Annotated in this window: 13 protein-coding genes; 12 read left to right on the top strand and 1 reads right to left on the bottom strand. The window is 62.1% G+C overall.

Going from position 1 to position 17143, the window contains the following annotated elements; translation table 11 throughout:
- Nucleotides 1-599: 599 nt before the first annotated feature.
- Nucleotides 600-1991: a [FeFe] hydrogenase H-cluster radical SAM maturase HydG gene (gene hydG, locus AXF13_RS01555; protein ID WP_008685292.1), complete on the bottom strand. Its 1392-nt coding sequence runs from the start codon at nucleotides 1989-1991 to the stop codon at nucleotides 600-602.
- A gap of 259 nt (nucleotides 1992-2250) precedes the next feature.
- Here hydG and AXF13_RS01550 point away from each other — a divergent pair, with 259 nt between their 5' ends.
- The 12 genes from AXF13_RS01550 (at nucleotide 2251) to AXF13_RS16980 (ending at nucleotide 17077) form a co-directional block, all read left to right on the top strand.
- Nucleotides 2251-3345, top strand: a complete 1095-nt coding sequence (locus tag AXF13_RS01550; protein ID WP_062251386.1) for a BMP family lipoprotein — start codon at nucleotides 2251-2253, stop codon at nucleotides 3343-3345.
- A 728-nt stretch (nucleotides 3346-4073) separates the two neighbouring features.
- Entirely contained in the window at nucleotides 4074-5450 is a 1377-nt protein-coding gene (tpa, locus tag AXF13_RS01545) for a taurine--pyruvate aminotransferase (RefSeq protein ID WP_008685288.1), read from the top strand.
- A gap of 289 nt (nucleotides 5451-5739) precedes the next feature.
- Nucleotides 5740-6909, top strand: coding sequence for an NAD(P) transhydrogenase subunit alpha (locus AXF13_RS01540; RefSeq protein WP_062251385.1), 1170 nt, complete (start codon nucleotides 5740-5742; stop codon nucleotides 6907-6909).
- A 94-nt stretch (nucleotides 6910-7003) separates the two neighbouring features.
- Nucleotides 7004-7279 (top strand): NAD(P) transhydrogenase subunit alpha part 2, encoded by a 276-nt coding sequence (locus tag AXF13_RS01535; protein ID WP_020990346.1) that lies wholly within the window; start codon nucleotides 7004-7006, stop codon nucleotides 7277-7279.
- 58 nt (nucleotides 7280-7337) lie between these two features.
- Complete coding sequence (locus tag AXF13_RS01530) at nucleotides 7338-10424, top strand: NAD(P)(+) transhydrogenase (Re/Si-specific) subunit beta (RefSeq protein WP_062251384.1); 3087 nt, start codon at nucleotides 7338-7340, stop codon at nucleotides 10422-10424.
- Nucleotides 10425-10793: 369 nt separating this feature from the next.
- A complete protein-coding gene (locus tag AXF13_RS01525) occupies nucleotides 10794-11549 on the top strand; it encodes an ABC transporter ATP-binding protein (RefSeq protein WP_008685278.1) in 756 nt (251 codons plus the stop codon).
- Nucleotides 11550-11589: 40 nt separating this feature from the next.
- A complete protein-coding gene (locus AXF13_RS01520) occupies nucleotides 11590-12384 on the top strand; it encodes an ABC transporter permease (RefSeq protein ID WP_008685277.1) in 795 nt (264 codons plus the stop codon).
- Nucleotides 12385-12387: 3 nt separating this feature from the next.
- Complete coding sequence (locus AXF13_RS01515) at nucleotides 12388-13233, top strand: ABC transporter permease (protein ID WP_008685276.1); 846 nt, start codon at nucleotides 12388-12390, stop codon at nucleotides 13231-13233.
- Between the two features lie 19 nt (nucleotides 13234-13252).
- Nucleotides 13253-14038 carry an ABC transporter ATP-binding protein gene (locus AXF13_RS01510; RefSeq protein ID WP_062251383.1) on the top strand — a complete coding sequence of 262 codons (786 nt, stop codon included), beginning with the start codon at nucleotides 13253-13255 and terminating at the stop codon, nucleotides 14036-14038.
- 10 nt (nucleotides 14039-14048) lie between these two features.
- Nucleotides 14049-14579: a hypothetical protein gene (locus tag AXF13_RS01505; RefSeq protein ID WP_062251382.1), complete on the top strand. Its 531-nt coding sequence runs from the start codon at nucleotides 14049-14051 to the stop codon at nucleotides 14577-14579.
- Between the two features lie 87 nt (nucleotides 14580-14666).
- On the top strand, nucleotides 14667-15746 hold the full coding sequence (locus AXF13_RS01500; RefSeq protein WP_008685273.1) for an ABC transporter substrate-binding protein: 1080 nt from the start codon (nucleotides 14667-14669) through the stop codon (nucleotides 15744-15746).
- A gap of 878 nt (nucleotides 15747-16624) precedes the next feature.
- Entirely contained in the window at nucleotides 16625-17077 is a 453-nt protein-coding gene (locus AXF13_RS16980; protein WP_190276365.1) for an ATPase, read from the top strand.
- The last annotated feature ends 66 nt before the right edge of the window (nucleotides 17078-17143 follow it).

Below are 17143 nucleotides of genomic sequence, written 5' to 3'. Positions count from 1 at the left end.
ACTCCACTGTTGCACGGCACCGCTCCAAACCCTCTCGGCCTAAGATCTTCCCCCGCGCGGGTCATTTTTCTGGGAGTTACCCCGCGCGCGGCCCGGCGTCAAATCCCCCGGCGTCCTCTCCCGGAAATCCGAATACCGCCGTTTCTCCGAACGTCGCCGCCGCCGCGGCTCCGGACGGATTTTCCGTGGAGGCAGCGGCGGCGGTTGTCGAAAGCAGTGTGAAAAGCTCCAGGGAAGCGCTGAGCAATACGTTTTTTGTCGTTGCCGAGGGCGTCGACCGATGCCGCGCCTACGGCTGACGCCCCTTCGTGAACCGCCCCAGAGCAGATTACGTTTGAAGCGCTACCCGTTTCAAAGGGGTCATTCCGGTAAAAAACGCGGTTCTCGCTGCTGTCGACCCCCGTATGGCTCCGTTGCCGCCAACGGGGACAGCCCTCCGGGCTCCCTTTGGTCGCTTTGCCGGAATCCACGCCGCGTTGCTCTCGATGCCTGTACGCCCTTTAGGCTACAGGCACGGCCCTACGGGCCGCCCGTCGGGTCGGTCTTCGCGGCGCGCCGCACCGTGTGCGGCGTTAGAGCAATTTCACTTTGAAATTACTCTAAATAAACTCGTCCATGCGCCCGGACCTGACCTTCTGCAACAGGCGTTCCGCAGCGCCGCGCTCATGCTCCGGCAGGCCGTCCAGCTTTTCGGAAATCAGCTTTTCCCCCATCCGGCGGGTATAGGGCGTGGCGTAATTGAGCAGGAACTCCATGAACGAGGCCATGGAATTGGGCCCGCACTGGCTCTTCATGCCGCATTCCTGCACCATGGAGAGGAATTCATGGCCGCTGCGGCCCAGACGCGGACAGGCCGTACAGAAAGAAGGCAGGTGCCGGGCCTCTTCCAGCAGGAAGCGCACCACCTCGTCCACATGGCAATCCTCGCCGATGGGAAAGGGCGTTTTTTCGCCCGGCGCTTCAACCCAGCTCTCATACGGGTTGGCCACGCTGCCGGTGAGCAGTTGCGAGCAGCCCGCGTTGCAGCCGTCGCGCCAGAGCCCGGCGGGCTCCTTGGTAGTCAGCACGATGCCGGTATACGGCACGGCCAGACGGGTGATGGCCACGCAACGCAGATATTCCCCGTCGCTGAGCGGATAGGGCGTCTTGAACCGGCCGCCGGGCGTGGGGCGCAGGCGGTGCATGCTCACGGTGCGGCTGCCCGCGTCATAGACCCGCGTGAGATGCGCGGCGTGCAGCATGACGGCCAGCAGGTCGTACCGCCAGGGCCCCAGGCCCAGCAACAGTCCCAGGCCGACATCCCCTACCCCGGCCTGAAAAGCCGTGTCCGGGGCGTGCAGGCGGGCCAGGTAATCGCTCTTGGGGCCGCTCACATGCGCGGCGCGATAACTCGCCTCATGGTAGGTGTCCTGATAAATCAGCACCGTGCCCACGTCCGCGGCCTGCAGGAGGGCATACTCCTCAGCCTTCAGCGGGCCCACATTGATGTTGACCCGGCGGATCTCGCCCACGCCGTCAAAGGCGGTGTACAGCACGCTGACGGCTTCCTCAAGATATTCAACGTCCGCATTGGGCAGCTGGCCGCTGACCAGAAAAACCCGCTTGTGTCCCTGGCGGATCAGCTTGCGTCCGGCCTCGCGCATTTCCGGCGGGGTCATATATTTGCGCTCCACCGCCGTATTGCCGCGGCGGTTGGCGCAATAGAGACACTCGCTGCCGCAGTAGTTGGAAATGTGCAGCGGCGCGGAAAGCACAATGCGGTCGCCGTAGACTTTCTGTTTGACCTGATCCGCCGTGTGCAGCAGCAGCGCCAGATGTTCGGCGTCGCTGACCCGCATCAGGGCGACGGCTTCCTGGATGCCCAGGGACTCCAGGGCCAGCGATTTATCCAGGATATCCCGCAGCTCGGCGCTGTCCGGCGCGCTTTCTCGGCTCAGGGCTTTTTCAATCGCTTGTGTGTCCAACCAGGGGGGCAACGTATCCGTGGGCATGCTGACCATCCTTACAGGCAGAAATAACAACAGGCGGCGCGGCCTTTATGGCCGGCCTTCCTCGCGTGCGACGATATCTAGCATGGGGCGGGAAAAAATACTAGTTATTTATTTCACAGCCCATGCCCTCTCCATCTGGTGGCTTGCCGGACGCGCCGCGCGGTCCTACACTGCATCCGTTGCCATAGGGCGCGCCGGGCGGCACGTCCGGCACGATGCCGCCGTGCCCGCCATTTCCGGCCGCCGAGGAGAATAGACTATGCCGCTTTTTTACCAGCAAAGGGCCGTTGCCCGCCTGTTCGGGCTGTTGCTTGCCGTCCTTGTTTTTGCCGCCGGAACGGCCCTGGCCGGGCCGCCCGCGCAATCTGCGCAGTCCGGCGAGAACGCGTCCGCGGCCTCTCCCCTGCGCGTGACCCTGCTGCTGGAACACGACGGCGGCCAACCCTGGACGGATTTGCTGCGCGCCGGTCTGGCCAAAGCGGAGCGTGATTTCCCTCTCCAGACCAAGGTGCTTGTCGCCCCGCCGGAAAGCGACCAGCAGGAAACCTTCCGCCAGGCCGCGCGGGAGTCGGATCTGGTCCTAGTGGCGTCCGACCGGCTGCACGAAATTCTGCGCAACAATGCCGCCAACTTCCGCAAGACCATGTTCGGCTGCATTGACGCGGGCATACGCGCGCCCAACATCATGTCCGTCACCTTTGCCGACGAGCAGGCAGCCTATCTGGCAGGGGCCGCGGCGGCCATGCTGACCGGCCGGACCGGCCTGCCCGGCATCAATCGGGACAAGACCGTGGGCTGGCTTTCCGGCGAGGACACGCCCGCGCTGCGCTCCCTGTTCAGCGGCTTCAGCGGGGGCGCGCAACTCATTGATCCGGAAATCCGGGTCATCAACGCCGTGGCCGGTTCCTTCACCGATGCCCGGGCCGCCCGGGGGGAGGCGCGCCGCCTGCTGGACCAGGGCGCGGACGTGCTGGCGCTGGCCGCCGGCGCGGGCAACGAGGGGGCGCTGGCGGAAGCGCGGGAGCGCGGCATATATATTGTTGGCCTGGATACGGACCAGGCCCAAGTTCTGCCCGGCCATGTGCTGACCTCCATCCTGAAACGGGCGGATAGGGCCGTGTACGAAATCGTGGCCGACGCGTCCCGTGGCAACTTTCAGGGCAAAAAAATCATCACCTACGACCTGAGCAACGATGGCGTGGGAATTACGGACCCGCGCGCCTTCACGGCTGCGGCGGGCCAGAACGCGCCGCCGGACCTGGAACGCCGCCTCAAGGAATTGCGCGCGGAGCTGCTGAGCGGCTCCATCCGCCTCAAATCCCTGCGGGCCCGCACCCTCTGCGACTGCCTCTGAAAATACGGGGCGGCGCTTTGGGAAAAAAGCCACACACGCCGGGCACAGGTCCGCCCATCGCGAGAAGAGGAGCGGACAGAGCCGTAACGCCAGGCCATATCACGACCGACGTATTTCCAAAGCCGCTATGGGGACACACGGACAAAGAAAAAAACGTCTGGTGCGGCTTTCTGGGGGCGTTTATAGGCATCCCTCCCCAGGCCGCCCCCGGCAACAAGTCATTTATGCATCATAAGTCGATATGGACTTACATGAAAACGGGAGGTTGAACGGACACAAGTCGCAATCGACTTACTCTTGACTGAAGAACTTTGCGCGCCGCGCGGGCCCGGCGGAATAACCCGCTGCTATTGCACGGCATCCGGTTCACGTTCGATTTGGCACAAGGATTGCTTATATAGAAATGCAAGTGGCCGCCGTCAGACCCTCATTGCCAGTTCCGGCAGCATTCCGGGAGGTCGCCATGAGTTCCGGCCCTGCCAAAGAAAACGAAAACACCGAATGCCGCGCGAGGCGCATGCCCGCCGGCTTCAGGGTTCTTCCCGGCCGCGGGAGCACGAAGACCGGCGCAAGCGGTTTCGGCCCCGGCGGCACAGCCGCGCGGATATTCCCGCAAGCGGCGTCCCCGGCCGCATGGCCGCCGGGGTGTTGAGCTGACCGTCGCCCTTCTTCGCCGCGTCGCGGAGGGGAAGGCAACCATTCCGGAAACCTTTTCTTTGGAGGAAATCATGGCCCAGTCCTTTAATGCCGCTGAACTGATCGCCGACGACAAGAAATACGTCTGGCATCACCTCACCCAGCACAAAGTCTTTGAAAAATCCGATCCCACTGTTTTTGTCGAAGGCAAGGGCATGCGGATCAAGGACATCTACGGCAAAGAGTATCTGGATGCCGTTTCCGGCGGCGTCTGGACGGTCAACCTCGGTTACGGCAACGAAACCCTGGTCAAGGCCGTGAGCGACCAGCTCATGCAGCTCTGCTACTTTGCCAACGGCTTCGGCAACATCCCCACCATCCAGTTCTCCAAAAAACTGATTGAGAAGATGCCCGGCATGAGCCGCGTGTATCTTTCCAACTCCGGTTCCGAAGCCAATGAAAAGGCCTTCAAGATCGTCCGCCAGATTTCCCAGCTCAAGCACGGCGGCAAGAAATACAAGATCGTCTACCGCAACCGCGACTACCACGGCACCACCATCACCACGCTGAGCGCCTGCGGCCAGGAAGAACGCAAGAACCAGTACGGCCCCTTCACCCCCGGCTTCGTGGAATTCCCGGCCTGCTCCGAATACCGTTCGCCCTACCCCGCCGGCACCACCAACCTGGGCGAAAAATTCGCCCGCGAGCTTGAAGCCGTGGTGCAGAAGGAAGATCCGGACACCGTGGGCGCCGTGATCATCGAGCCCATCACCGCTGGCGGCGGCGTCATCGTGCCGCCCGAAGGCTACTACGAAACCCTGACCGAAATCTGCAAGAAGTACGGCCTGCTGCTGATCATCGACGAAGTGGTCTGCGGCCTCGGCAGAACCGGCAAATGGTTCGGCTACCAGCACTTCAACGTCCAGCCCGACATCGTGACCATGGCCAAGGGCGTGGCCGCCGGTTACGCGCCCATTTCCTGCACCGTGACCACCGAGCAGGTCTTCCAGGACTTCCTGGCCGATCCCTCTGACCGCGACAGCTACTTCCGCGACATCAGCACCTTCGGCGGCTGCACCGCCGGTCCCGCCGCCGGTTACGCCAACATCAACTACATGGAAGAGCACAAGGTTCTCGAAAACGTCGTCAAGATGGGCGATTACCTCATGGACGGCCTGAAGGCTCTGGAAAAGAAGTACGAAATCATCGGCGACGTGCGCGGCAAGGGCCTGTTCTGCGGGCTCGAACTGGTCAAGAGCCGCACCACCAAGGAGCCCGTGTCCGAAGCCACGGCCGGAGCCGTGGTGGGCGAATGCATGAAGCAGGGCGTGATCATCGGCAAGACCAGCCGCTGCTTCCGCGAACTGAACAACACCCTTTGCCTGGCCCCGGCGCTGATCGCCGGCACGGCCGAGATCGACGAAATCCTGAAGGCTCTGGACAAGGCCTTCCAGGTGGTGAAGGCCTAACACGGATTATCGCATGTCCGCCGCGTTCCTCACGGAGCGCGGAGCAGCGTAGAAGGCCGTTCCCGCCGCCAGGCGCGGAACCGTCCTGAAACGGGGGACATGCCCGGGAGTTCATCCCCGCCCGGCATGTCCCCTTTTTTGCAACATCGGCAACAAGCCGGCGATTCGCCCGGTTGTCTTGCGGCAGCCTCCACAGGTTCAGGCGGAAGTGTGCCCCGCCCTGGCCCGAGGCGGCCTGTAGGGAAGCTCCATACCATCAGCACTTCCAACGTATTAAGGAGTAGCATCCATGAAATTTTCAGGTATGACCATCGGTGTTCCCAAAGAAATCATGCCCGGCGAAGGCCGCGTTTCCTCCACCCCCGAGACTGTGAAAAAGATGGTCGCCGAAGGCGCCACCGTGCTCGTGCAGAAAACGGCCGGCGACGGCTCGTTCTTCTCCGATGACGAATATGTGGCCGCCGGCGCGACCATGGTTGACGGCGCGGAAGAAGTCTTCGCCAAAGCCGACGTCATCCTCAAGGTGAAGGAGCCCCTGTTCAACAAGGACGTGAACAAGCACGAAAGCGACATGCTGCGCGACGGGCAGTACCTGATCACCTTCCTGCATCCCGCCGCCCCGGTGAACCGCGAACCCATGAAAAAGCTTCGCGACACCGGCTGCATCAGCCTGACCCTCGACGGCATTCCGCGTATTTCCCGCGCCCAGAGCATGGACGCCCTGACCTCCATGAGCACCGTGGCCGGATATAAGAGCGTGCTCATGGCCGCCAACTACATGAGCAAGTTCATGCCCATGGTCGGCACCGCCGTGGGCGTGATCAAGCCCGCCAACGTCGTGGTCATCGGCACCGGCGTGGCCGGCCTGCAGGCCGTGGCCACCGCCAAACGCCTGGGCGCCGTGGTCACCGCCATCGACATCCGTCCCGACGCCGCCGAACAGGCCAAGTCGCTGGGCGCCAAGGCTTTCGACACCGGCGTGCCCGCCAACGTGGCCGTCGGCGAGGGCGGCTACGCCCAGCGCCTGCCCGACGAATGGCTGGCCAAGGAAATCGAGGCCATCAAGCCGGTCATCAAGGACGCCGACATGGTGATCCTCACCGCGCTGATCCCCGGCAAGCTGGCCCCGGTGCTGATCACCGAGGAAATGGTCAAATCCATGGCCCCCGGTTCCGTCATCGTGGACGTGGCCATCGACCAGGGCGGCAACTGCGCCCTGACCAAGGCCGGCGAGGAAATCACGGCCTACGGCGTGACCATCAGCGGCATCAAGAACATCCCCGGCATGATGCCCACCAGCTCCACCTGGATGTTCGCCCACAACATCTACAACCTGCTTGCCTTCCTGGCCAAGGACGGCAAGATCGTGCTGGATCGCAACGATCCCATCGTGGCTTCCTCGCTGACCACGATCAACAAGGAAATCGTCCACGCCGGCGCCAAAGAAGCCGGTCTGTAGGCATTGCGGAGGAGCGCGCGGCCCCTTGGCCGCGCGCTCCCCTGATCCGCGTTTACGGTGAGATTTTTAACTTGCGGAGGCAGCCCTCTTGAGCATGTTCATTCTTTTACTGGTCTTTGTTGCCGCGCTGGTCATCGGCTACAAGGTACTCAGCCATATTCCCAGCCTTTTGCATACGCCGTTGATGTCCAGCATGAATGCGCTCGACGGGGTCATCATTCTGGGCGCCCTGACGGCCACCCATCTTGCCACCACCCCCCTGGGCGCGTTCCTGGGCGGCTGCGGCATCGCGCTGGCCGTCACCAACGTTTTTGGCGGCTTCGACATCACCCACAAGATGTTGAAGATGATCGCGGGGAAAAAGCGCTAGCGGACTCTTTTCGCCGCCGTCCCGAATGACCCCTGAAAAATAGAGAGTTGTCTGCGAAATGAGCACCTTACTTTACAACGTCATTGCCGCCGTACTTGCTCTGGCCATCCTGTACGGCCTGAACCTGATGAGCAACGTCAAGACGGCCGTGCGCGGCAATATCCTCAGCGCCGCGGCCATGGCCTGCGCCATTCTCATCACCATGTACAAGGACAATTCGCTCGGCTCTCCGACCCTCTGGGTGGCGATAGCATTGGGCACGGCCTTCGGCCTGTTCCTGTCCAACAAGGTCAAGATGATCCAGATGCCCCAGCTGGTGGCCTTCCTGCACGGCTTCGGCGGCGGCGCCGCGGCCCTGGTGGGCCTGATCATGCTGACGGATGTGGGCACGCCCTCCGCATTCCATCGCATTGACGCCTGTCTCGCTCTCTGCTCGGGCATGACGACCATCGCGGGCTCCTTTGTGGCGGCGGGCAAACTGCACCAGCTGCTGCCGCAGCGGCCCATCGTGCTCTCCAACCACAGCCGGATCATCAACATCCTGCTGGGCATCATGCTCGTTGCCCTGTGCATTTACAACATTGCGCCGACGTTCCTTCCCTGGTTCTTCATCTTTGTGATGTTCGCCACCGGCGCGCTGTTCGGCATCGTCTTCACCATCCGGGTAGGCGGCGCGGACATGCCCATCACCATTTCCCTGCTCAACTCCATGGGCGGCATTTCCTGCGCCATCGCCGGTTTCGCCGTGTCCGACCCGCTGCTCATCGCCGTGGGCGGCATTGTGGGTTCCGCCGGTCTGATGCTCACCCGCGTCATGTGCAAGGCCATGAACCGCAAGCTGATGCCCATCCTGCTGGGCCAATCCTCCGTGGCCGGCAAATCCGGCGTCCGGGCGGCAGCCGCCGCCAAAGCGCCCGCGTCCCAGACCCCCAAGGCCGCGCAGCCCGCTCAGGCCGCCGCGCAGAAGGACGCTGAAATCGCCAAGCTGCTGACCACGGCCAAGAACGTGATCATCGTACCCGGCTACGGCATGGCCCTGGCCCAGGCCCAGCACAAGGTCAAACAGCTGGCCGACGCCCTGGAAGCCAGAGGCGCCAAGGTCAATTACGCCATTCATCCCGTGGCGGGCCGCATGCCCGGCCACATGAACGTGCTTCTGGCCGAAGCCAATGTGGATTACGAGCACCTGCTGGAAATGGACACGGTCAATCCCATGTTCGCGGACGCGGATCTGGTGGTCATCGTGGGCGCAAACGACGTGGTCAACCCGGCGGCCAACACCGCCGAAGGCACCCCCATTTACGGCATGCCCATTCTGGAAGCGGACAAGGCCAAGGCCGTGATCATCTGCAACTATGATGAAAAGCCCGGCTACGCCGGGGTGCCCAACCCGCTTTACACCAAGCCCGGCGTGTACATGCTGCTGGGCGACGCGGCCAAGACCGTGGGCGCGCTGGCCGGTTACGCTGCCGGACAGGCTCCCGCTTCCGCAGCCGCCGCTCCGGCCGAAACGGGCGCTGCGGATACCGCCGCCGAGGCCGCCCGACTGCTGACCACGGCCAAGAACGTGATCATTGTGCCCGGCTACGGCATGGCCCTGGCCCAGGCCCAGCACAAGGTCAAGCAACTGGCCGACGCCCTGGAGGCCAGAGGCGCCAAGGTCAATTACGCCATCCATCCCGTGGCGGGCCGCATGCCCGGCCATATGAACGTGCTCCTGGCCGAAGCCAATGTGGATTACGAGCACCTGCTGGAAATGGACACGGTCAATCCCATGTTCCCGGATGCCGATCTGGCCATCATCATCGGCGCCAACGACGTGGTCAACCCGGCGGCCAACACCGCCGAAGGCACCCCCATTTACGGCATGCCCATTCTGGAAGTGGACAAGGCCAAGGCCGTGATCGTCTGCAACTACGATGAAAAGCCCGGTTACGCCGGTGTGGACAACCCGCTTTACACCAAGCCCGGCGTAATCATGATGCTGGGCGACGCCGCCCAGACCGTGGGCGCGCTGGCCGGTTACGCCGCCGGACAGGTTCCCGCTTCCGCTGCCGCCGCCCAGGCCGAGCCCGCCAAAGACGCCGACTCGGAGGCCGCCCGCCTGCTGACCACGGCCAAGAAGGTGATCATCGTGCCCGGCTACGGCATGGCCCTGGCCCAGGCCCAGCACAAGGTCAAGCAACTGGCCGACGCGCTGGAAGAACGCGGCGCCGAAGTCGACTACGCCATCCATCCCGTGGCGGGCCGCATGCCCGGCCACATGAACGTGCTCCTGGCCGAGGCCAACGTGGATTACGAGCATCTGCTGGAAATGGACACGGTCAATCCCATGTTCGCGGACGCGGATCTGGTGGTCATCGTGGGCGCAAACGACGTGGTCAACCCGGCGGCCAACACCGCCGAAGGCACCCCTATTTACGGCATGCCCATTCTGGAAGCGGACAGGGCCAAGGCCGTGATCATCTGCAACTATGATGAAAAGCCCGGTTACGCGGGCGTGGACAACCCGCTTTACACCAAGCCCGGCGTAATCATGATGCTGGGCGACGCCGCCCAGACCGTGGGCAACCTGGTCAAGCTCGCATCGGGCGCGGCGCCCGCCGCGTCTGCCGAGGCGGCGTCGGAAAAGGCGGAAGCCCAGGACGCCACACAGGCGCTCAAGACCGCCAAGAACGTGATCATCGTGCCCGGCTACGGCATGGCCCTGGCCCAGGCCCAGCACAAGGTCAAGCAACTGGCCGATGTGCTGGAGGAACGCGGCGCCACGGTCAATTACGCCATCCATCCCGTGGCGGGCCGCATGCCCGGCCATATGAACGTGCTTCTGGCCGAAGCCAATGTGGATTACGAGCATCTGCTGGAAATGGACACGGTCAATCCCATGTTCGCGGACGCGGATCTGGTGATCATTGTGGGCGCCAACGACGTGGTCAACCCGGCGGCCAACACCGCCGAAGGCACCCCCATTTACGGCATGCCCATTCTGGAAGCGGACAGGGCCAAGGCCGTGATCATCTGCAACTATGACGAAAAGCCCGGTTACGCGGGCGTGGACAACCCCCTCTATACCAAGCCCGGCGTCACCTTGCTGCTGGGCGACGCCGGAGCCAGCCTGGACAAGCTGCTGGCCATGGCGCGCTGACACAAACAGGATCAATGGCGGAGCGGCAGATGCCGCTCCGCCCTCGCGGCTGGCACGGCCGCAATGGCGTCATAAAACATGTGCCATCTTTCACAAATTTTTCTGCAAAAACCCAAAGAGAGGTGACAATGCTCAAATAAACCCGTATGTTGTTCCCATCTGACAAGGGAAATAAAGGCATCGCCGCGTTGCAACGGGCACTTCCGCGCCCGTCGCGCCCCCTATGCCGGGGATATGGACGCGGTAGAAGTACGTATAGTGAAATTTTACTCTTTCTTAGTTTACAGCTTACCGGTTTGAGGCAAAACCCCAACCGGGGTTCACAAAGGAGTCCCACGGAGTCCCTCACGTCAACGCAAGGAGCTGCCAGTGCCCTGTCAGGAAGAAGCTGACGTCAAAATCCGGGTGAATAATCTCACCAAACGTTTTGGCGCTCTCACCGTTCTTGATGGCATCAACTTCACCATCAAAAAAGGGGAGTTACTGGCCATCGTCGGTCCCACCGGTTGCGGTAAGACCACATTTCTGAACTGCCTGTCCAAGCTGATGCCCGCCACGGAGGGCGATATCCTCATCGACGGGCAGGAAGCCAATCCCAAAAAACACAACATCGCCTACGTCTTTCAGGAACCCACCTGCCTGCCCTGGCGCACCGTGCGCGAAAATGTGGCTTACGGCATGGAAGTCAAAGGGGTTCCCAAAGCTGAGCGCGAACAGCGCGCCTCGGACATCATGGATCTTGTCGGCCTTTCCTCCTGCGCCGACCTCTATCCCAACCAGGTTTCAGCCAGCATGATGCAGCGCATCGCGGTGTCGCGCGCTTTCGCCGTGAACCCCGATCTGCTGCTCATGGACGAGCCATACGGACAGTTGGACGTGAAGCTGCGTTTCTACCTTGAAGACGAGCTGGTCAATCTCTGGCAAAAGCTGAACAGCACCATCCTCTTCGTCACGCACAATATCGAGGAGGCCGTGTACGTGGCCGAACGCATTCTGGTGCTGACCAACAAGCCCACCAAGGTCAAGGCGGAAATCCAGGTGGACCTGCCCCGCCCCCGCAAACTTATTGATCCCAGATTTGTGGAGCTGCGCAGGCAGGTCACGGAACTTATCCGCTGGTGGTGAGGCGCGCGCCTGACCATACCAACGCAGCCCGGAGGATGTTATGGCTTATCAGACTGTCGTTGTAAAAGAACCGCCTCTGCTTCGAGCGCTCCCCTATATCAGCATTATCGCCTTTTTCCTTATCTGGGAAACCGCGGTGCGCTCGGGCATGATTCCCCAGACTCTGCTGGCCGCTCCCAGCCAGGTTTTCGACGCCTTCATAGACAAACTGACCAACCCCAACCCCGACGGCGCCGTGATGGCGACCCACTTCAAGACCAGCTTGCAGGAAGCCGCCATCGGCTACGTGCTGGCGCTGCTGGTGGGCCTGCCCCTGGGCCTGGCCATGGGCTGGTTCAAAGTGGCCGAAGGCCTGTTCCGCCCCATTTTCGAACTCATCCGGCCCATCCCGCCCATCGCGTGGATTCCCCTCACCGTGTTCTGGTTCGGCATCGGTCTGACCGGCAAGGTGTTCATCATCTGGATCGCGGGCATTGTGCCCTGCGTGATCAACGCCTACGTGGGCGTGCGCATGACCAGCCCGGTGCTGATCCAGATGGCCAGAACCTACGGGGCCAATGACTGGCAGATTTTCACCCAGTTGTGCATCCCGTCCTCGCTGCCCATGGTTTTCGGCGCGCTCCAGCTTGCTCTGGCCTACTGCTGGACCAACCTGGTGGGCGCGGAACTGCTGGCCGCCGACTCCGGCCTGGGCTTCCTCATCACCATGGGCGGACGCGTGGCCCGGCCTGACCTGATCGTGCTCGGCATGATCTGCGTGGGCGTTTCCGGCGCCATCATCGGGATCATCATCGACTATATCGAAAAGAGGCTGCTGGCCGGCATCAGGAGGTAATTCATGGCGTCTTCATCCATTGCCAACGAAACCGTCGACCATGCGGCTGAACGCGGACGGTTTACGCTCTATAAACTGATTACTAACACGTACTTCCTGTATTGCGTGTCCATTGTGGCCTTTTTCTCGCTCTGGCACTGGACCGCGGCTGAAAAAATCTTCCGCGACTCCCTGGCCACGCCCGCCCAGGTGCTGGATCAGATGATCCGCCTGACCGGCATGAAATTCGCGGGCACCAACCTCTGGGGCCACATCTGGGCCAGCTTCCAGCGCGTCATCATCGGCTTTATCCTGGCCAGCGTCGTGGCCGTGCCCTTGGGCCTGTTCATGGCTTTGAACAAAACAGTCCACGGCATCGTCAAGCCGCTCTTCGACCTGTTCAAGCCCATGCCGCCCATCGCCTGGGTGTCCATCGCCATTTTGTGGTTCGGCATCGGCGAATTCTCCAAGGTCTTCATCATCATCATCGGCACCTTCGTGCCCTGCCTGCTGAACGCTTACAACGGCGTGCGCCTGGTGGACCCGGACCTGTACGACGTCATCCGCGTGCTCGGCGGCAAGCGCCGGGACGAAATCTTCCACGTCTGCTTCCCGGCCTCCTTTCCGGCGGTTTTCGCGGGCCTGCAGATCTCGCTCAGCGCGGCCTGGACCTGCGTGCTGGCCGCCGAACTGATGAACTCCCGCGACGGTCTGGGCTTCCTGATCAAGCGCGGCATGGACACGCACAATCCCTCCCTGGTCCTCAGCGGCATGCTGCTCATCGCGGCGGCGGCCTGGATCAGCTCTCTGGGCGTCTCCCTTCTCGAGCGCAAGCTCTGCCCCTGGAAGCGCAGCATCGACAACGTCTAAGCGACAGAAGGATAGACACATGAGCCAACAGAACGCCAAATGTCCTCCGGTTCTGAAAATCCACTGCGAGGACATCAGCAAGACCTTCATCCAGAAGGGCAACCAGGAAGTGCCGGTCATCAAGGACATTACCCTGGACGTCTATGAAAACGAGTTCCTGGTGGTGCTCGGCCCCGGCCAGAGCGGCAAGTCCACCCTGCTGAAGATCATCGCGGGCCTGGAAATCCCGGACAAGGGCTACGTCACCCTGGACGGCGAGCCGATCACCGGCCCCGGGCCGGACCGCGGCATCGTCTTCCAGAGCTACATGCTCTTCGCCTGGAAAACCGTGCGCGACAACGTGGAGCTGGGCCTCAAGCTGCGCAATGTGCCCGCGGCCGAGCGTCACAACATCGCGAACCATTACATCAAGATGGTGGGCCTGGAAGGTTTTGAAAACCACTACCCCCACCAGTTGTCGGGCGGCATGAAGCAGCGCGTGGGCATCGCACGGGCCTATGCCAACTCGCCCAAGGTCATGCTTCTGGACGAACCCTTCGGCCAGCTCGACGCCCAGACCCGCATGTACATGCAGGTGGAAACCGCCCGCATCTGGGAACAGGACAAACGCACGGTGCTCTTCGTCACCAACAACATCGACGAAGCGCTCTTCCTGGGCGACCGCATCGTGCTGATGGAAGGCAAGCTGCCCGGCACCATCAAGACGGAGTACACCATCAATCTGCCCCGTCCGCGCGAGCACACTTCCATGGAACTGCTGGAACTGCGCGAAGAGATCATCGCCAACACCGAACTGATTCTCTGAGGAAACAGGCATGAGCACAGCCACCCTGATGTTCAATCTGCTGGCGGGCACTGTGGGCGCCGTTGCCGTCTGGCTGGCGGTGCGCGCGCTCTGCGGGCGGCTCGCCGGACGCGGCGAACCGCCAGCCTCGGGCCCGGCCCGGACGGGCGGGCGGATGGACAAGCAGATGGACGGGCAGACGGATGCACAGGCGGACAGCCCCGAAGCCGTCGCAAGCATCTACCGCCGCGTGCTTGCGCGGCGGCTGGGCGGCCTGCTGCTCTGCCTGGCGGCTTTCGGCGCGTGGCTGGCCGGAACCCACTGGATTGTGAGCCTGCTTCTGGCCGGAGCCGGCTGCCTGCTGCAATATCTTGCCTACCGCCTGCGCACCTGCTATGCTTTAGCCATAACCAGACAGAGGCAGGTCGCCGCGGAACAGGCTCTGGGGCATGTCCCGGCGGACGGCGAAAGCGAAAACGCGCCCCGGCCCGACCAGAAAACAGCACGCCTTACGGACGGAAGCTCTTCGGAGCTGCTACATAACATGGGTAAAGGGTTATAGCCGTAGCCGTAGACGGCCCGCGTCCGGACTGTACGGAACGCGCGCAAGCGCGACCACCCGGATTAACCGTTATTCTGGAGGACGAGTATGTTGAAAAAATGGATTGCCCTGGCAATGGCCGCCGTGTTTGTTCTGAGCATCTCCGGCGCCGCCATGGCCGCCGGGAAACTGGTGAAAGTGCCCACCGCGTGGATGGACGAGCACGAAACCTTCCTGATGTGGTATGCCAAGGAAAAAGGCTGGGATAAAGAAGCCGGTCTGGACGTTGAAATCAAATACTTCAACTCCGGCGCCGACATTCTGAACGCTCTGCCCTCCGGCGAATGGGTCTTCGCGGGCATGGGCGCCGTGCCCGCCATGCTGGGCAACCTGCGTTACGACACCATCATCATTGCCAACGGCAACGATGAATCCATGACCAACGGCGTGGTTGTCCGCAAGGACAGCCCCATCTCCAAAGTCAAGGGCTGGAACAAAGACTACCCCGACGTGCTGGGCAGCCCCGAGACCGTGAAGGGCAAGACCTTCCTGGTCACCACCGTGAGCTCCGCCCACTACGCCCTTTCCTCCTGGCTGAACGTGCTGGGCCTCAAGGACAGCGACGTGGTCATCAAGAACATGGACCAGGCCCAGGCCGTGGGCGCGTTTGAAAACAACATCGGCGACGGCGTGGCCCTGTGGGCGCCGCACCTCTTCCTGGCCATGGACAAGGGCGGCGTGCTGGCCGCCGACCTCAAGATGTGCAAAAAGGGCAACCCCATCGTGCTGATCGCCGATGCCAAGTATGCCAATGCCCATCCTGAGATCACCGCCAAATTCCTGGGCATTTACCTGCGCGCCGTGAACATGCTCCAGAAGGAAAGCGCCGAGAGCCTGGTGCCCGAATACCGTCGTTTCTTCCTGGAATGGGCCGGCAAGGACTATGCCAAGGAGCTGGCCCTGAAGGACATCCAGAAGCACCCCGTGTACAACCTGGAAGAACAGCTGGTCATGTTTGACGACTCCAAGGGCCAGAGCCCGGCTCAGAAGTGGCAGGGCGAAATCGCCGAATTCTTCACCACCGTGGGCCGCATCACCCCCGAGGAAGCCAAGAAGGTTCACGACGGCAAGTACGCCACCAACAAGTTCCTGAAGATGGTTCAGACCCCCATCCCTTCCTACAAGTAAACGAAACGCCGTAATCCGCTGTTGCGGATGATCAAAGAGGCCTTCTTCCCCGGAAGAAGGCCTCGCTTTTTTATTTCCAACAGTGGGCTTGTCGCCCTGATGGGTTTAGCGCGCCCTGCGGGCATGAGGGCTTCTCGCTTCGCTCCGGCTTGGGCCGCCTCCGGCGCGGGCGGGGGGCGGGTTACGCAAGCCGTTGCCGCGTCAGCGGCTTGCTTGAGCCGTTCACGGCGAAGCCGTGTTACGGATCAAGCTCCTGCGTCGCAACGGCTGGAGCATGAGGCTGCGCGGCATTTGCTGCGGGAGCTTCCTTCGCAACGCTCAGGCGATCTCCCTCCGCGCCGCGCAATACCATCTACTGACGGTCGTTGAGAAGGAGATGTTCAGCCGTTGGATATTGGCACGCGGCGATTTCGGGGCGCAGCGAGCCACGCGAGCAAGACCCGTGGGACTCCGCGTCAGCGTGTTACGGCAATCACGCGGGGGCAGGGGTTGCAAGGGGCCTGGGGGGGCCGCCCCCGGCCCCTGCCACGCCGGAGGCGGCCCTAACGCCGGGAGGCGTAACGTCTCCGTGCCCGGAGGGCAAAATAAAACAACGGATGGAGAACAGAATGCCCTTGGGGGGCTATGCACTTGACGGCTATTTTTTCTATGTCTAAGCTGGGTTCAAGGTGTGTCGTAACACCTCTCACGACGGTTACCATCCCGACAGTATGGCTTTTTTGCGCCCTTTGGTTGGCGCTACTGGCTATCTATTGCCGGGTGTTGTGGTCATGTCCAGGCCGAAAGGCTAAAAACCACAAGCCGCTCGTGGGCGGTTACGACCACCCGGCGTTGCTCATCGTAAGGCAACGCCAACGTGAAACCCCACGAGCTGCCTTATGCCCCATCATTTCTCGAGCGCTGCTCCGCAGCCGCAGTCGCCAACGCCCCCTTCTCAGAGCCATTCCGAACTGGCGGAACGGATCGCAAGATTCCAGACCGCCGCCCAGGACCTGTTTGCCATGTATGAACCGGCAGTACAGGGCAGCGGGCTCACCCCGCGTCCCGGCCCGGATTCGGACGGCGAAACCCGCTGCTACTACCTTTCAGCGGGAGCGGTGCAGCACGAGCGTAACCTTTTGAAACAATACAGCGCGAAAGATTTTCGCGACCTGCTGGCGGAAACCTATATGCTCCTGGTGGGCGTGGTCAAAATAATGAAAAGCACGCACCATGACGTGCGCGTAAAAGGCTATGTCATTGCCAGCCTGGGCTGCCTCCTTGAGCAGGCGTCCAATCTGGTGTTGCGAATGCGGAATGTCTACGACAGGATGGAAAGGGTCAGCCGGTAATCAGCTCCCGATCTCTTTTGGTGCCACTATATCTTCATGTCAAAAAAGCCCTCGCGATGACGGATC

The organism is Desulfovibrio fairfieldensis, assembly GCF_001553605.1.
In the GTDB taxonomy this organism is placed as follows: domain Bacteria; phylum Desulfobacterota; class Desulfovibrionia; order Desulfovibrionales; family Desulfovibrionaceae; genus Desulfovibrio; species Desulfovibrio fairfieldensis.
Note: the sequence above shows the minus strand (reverse complement) of the source record. Positions and strands in the feature narration are given on the sequence as shown.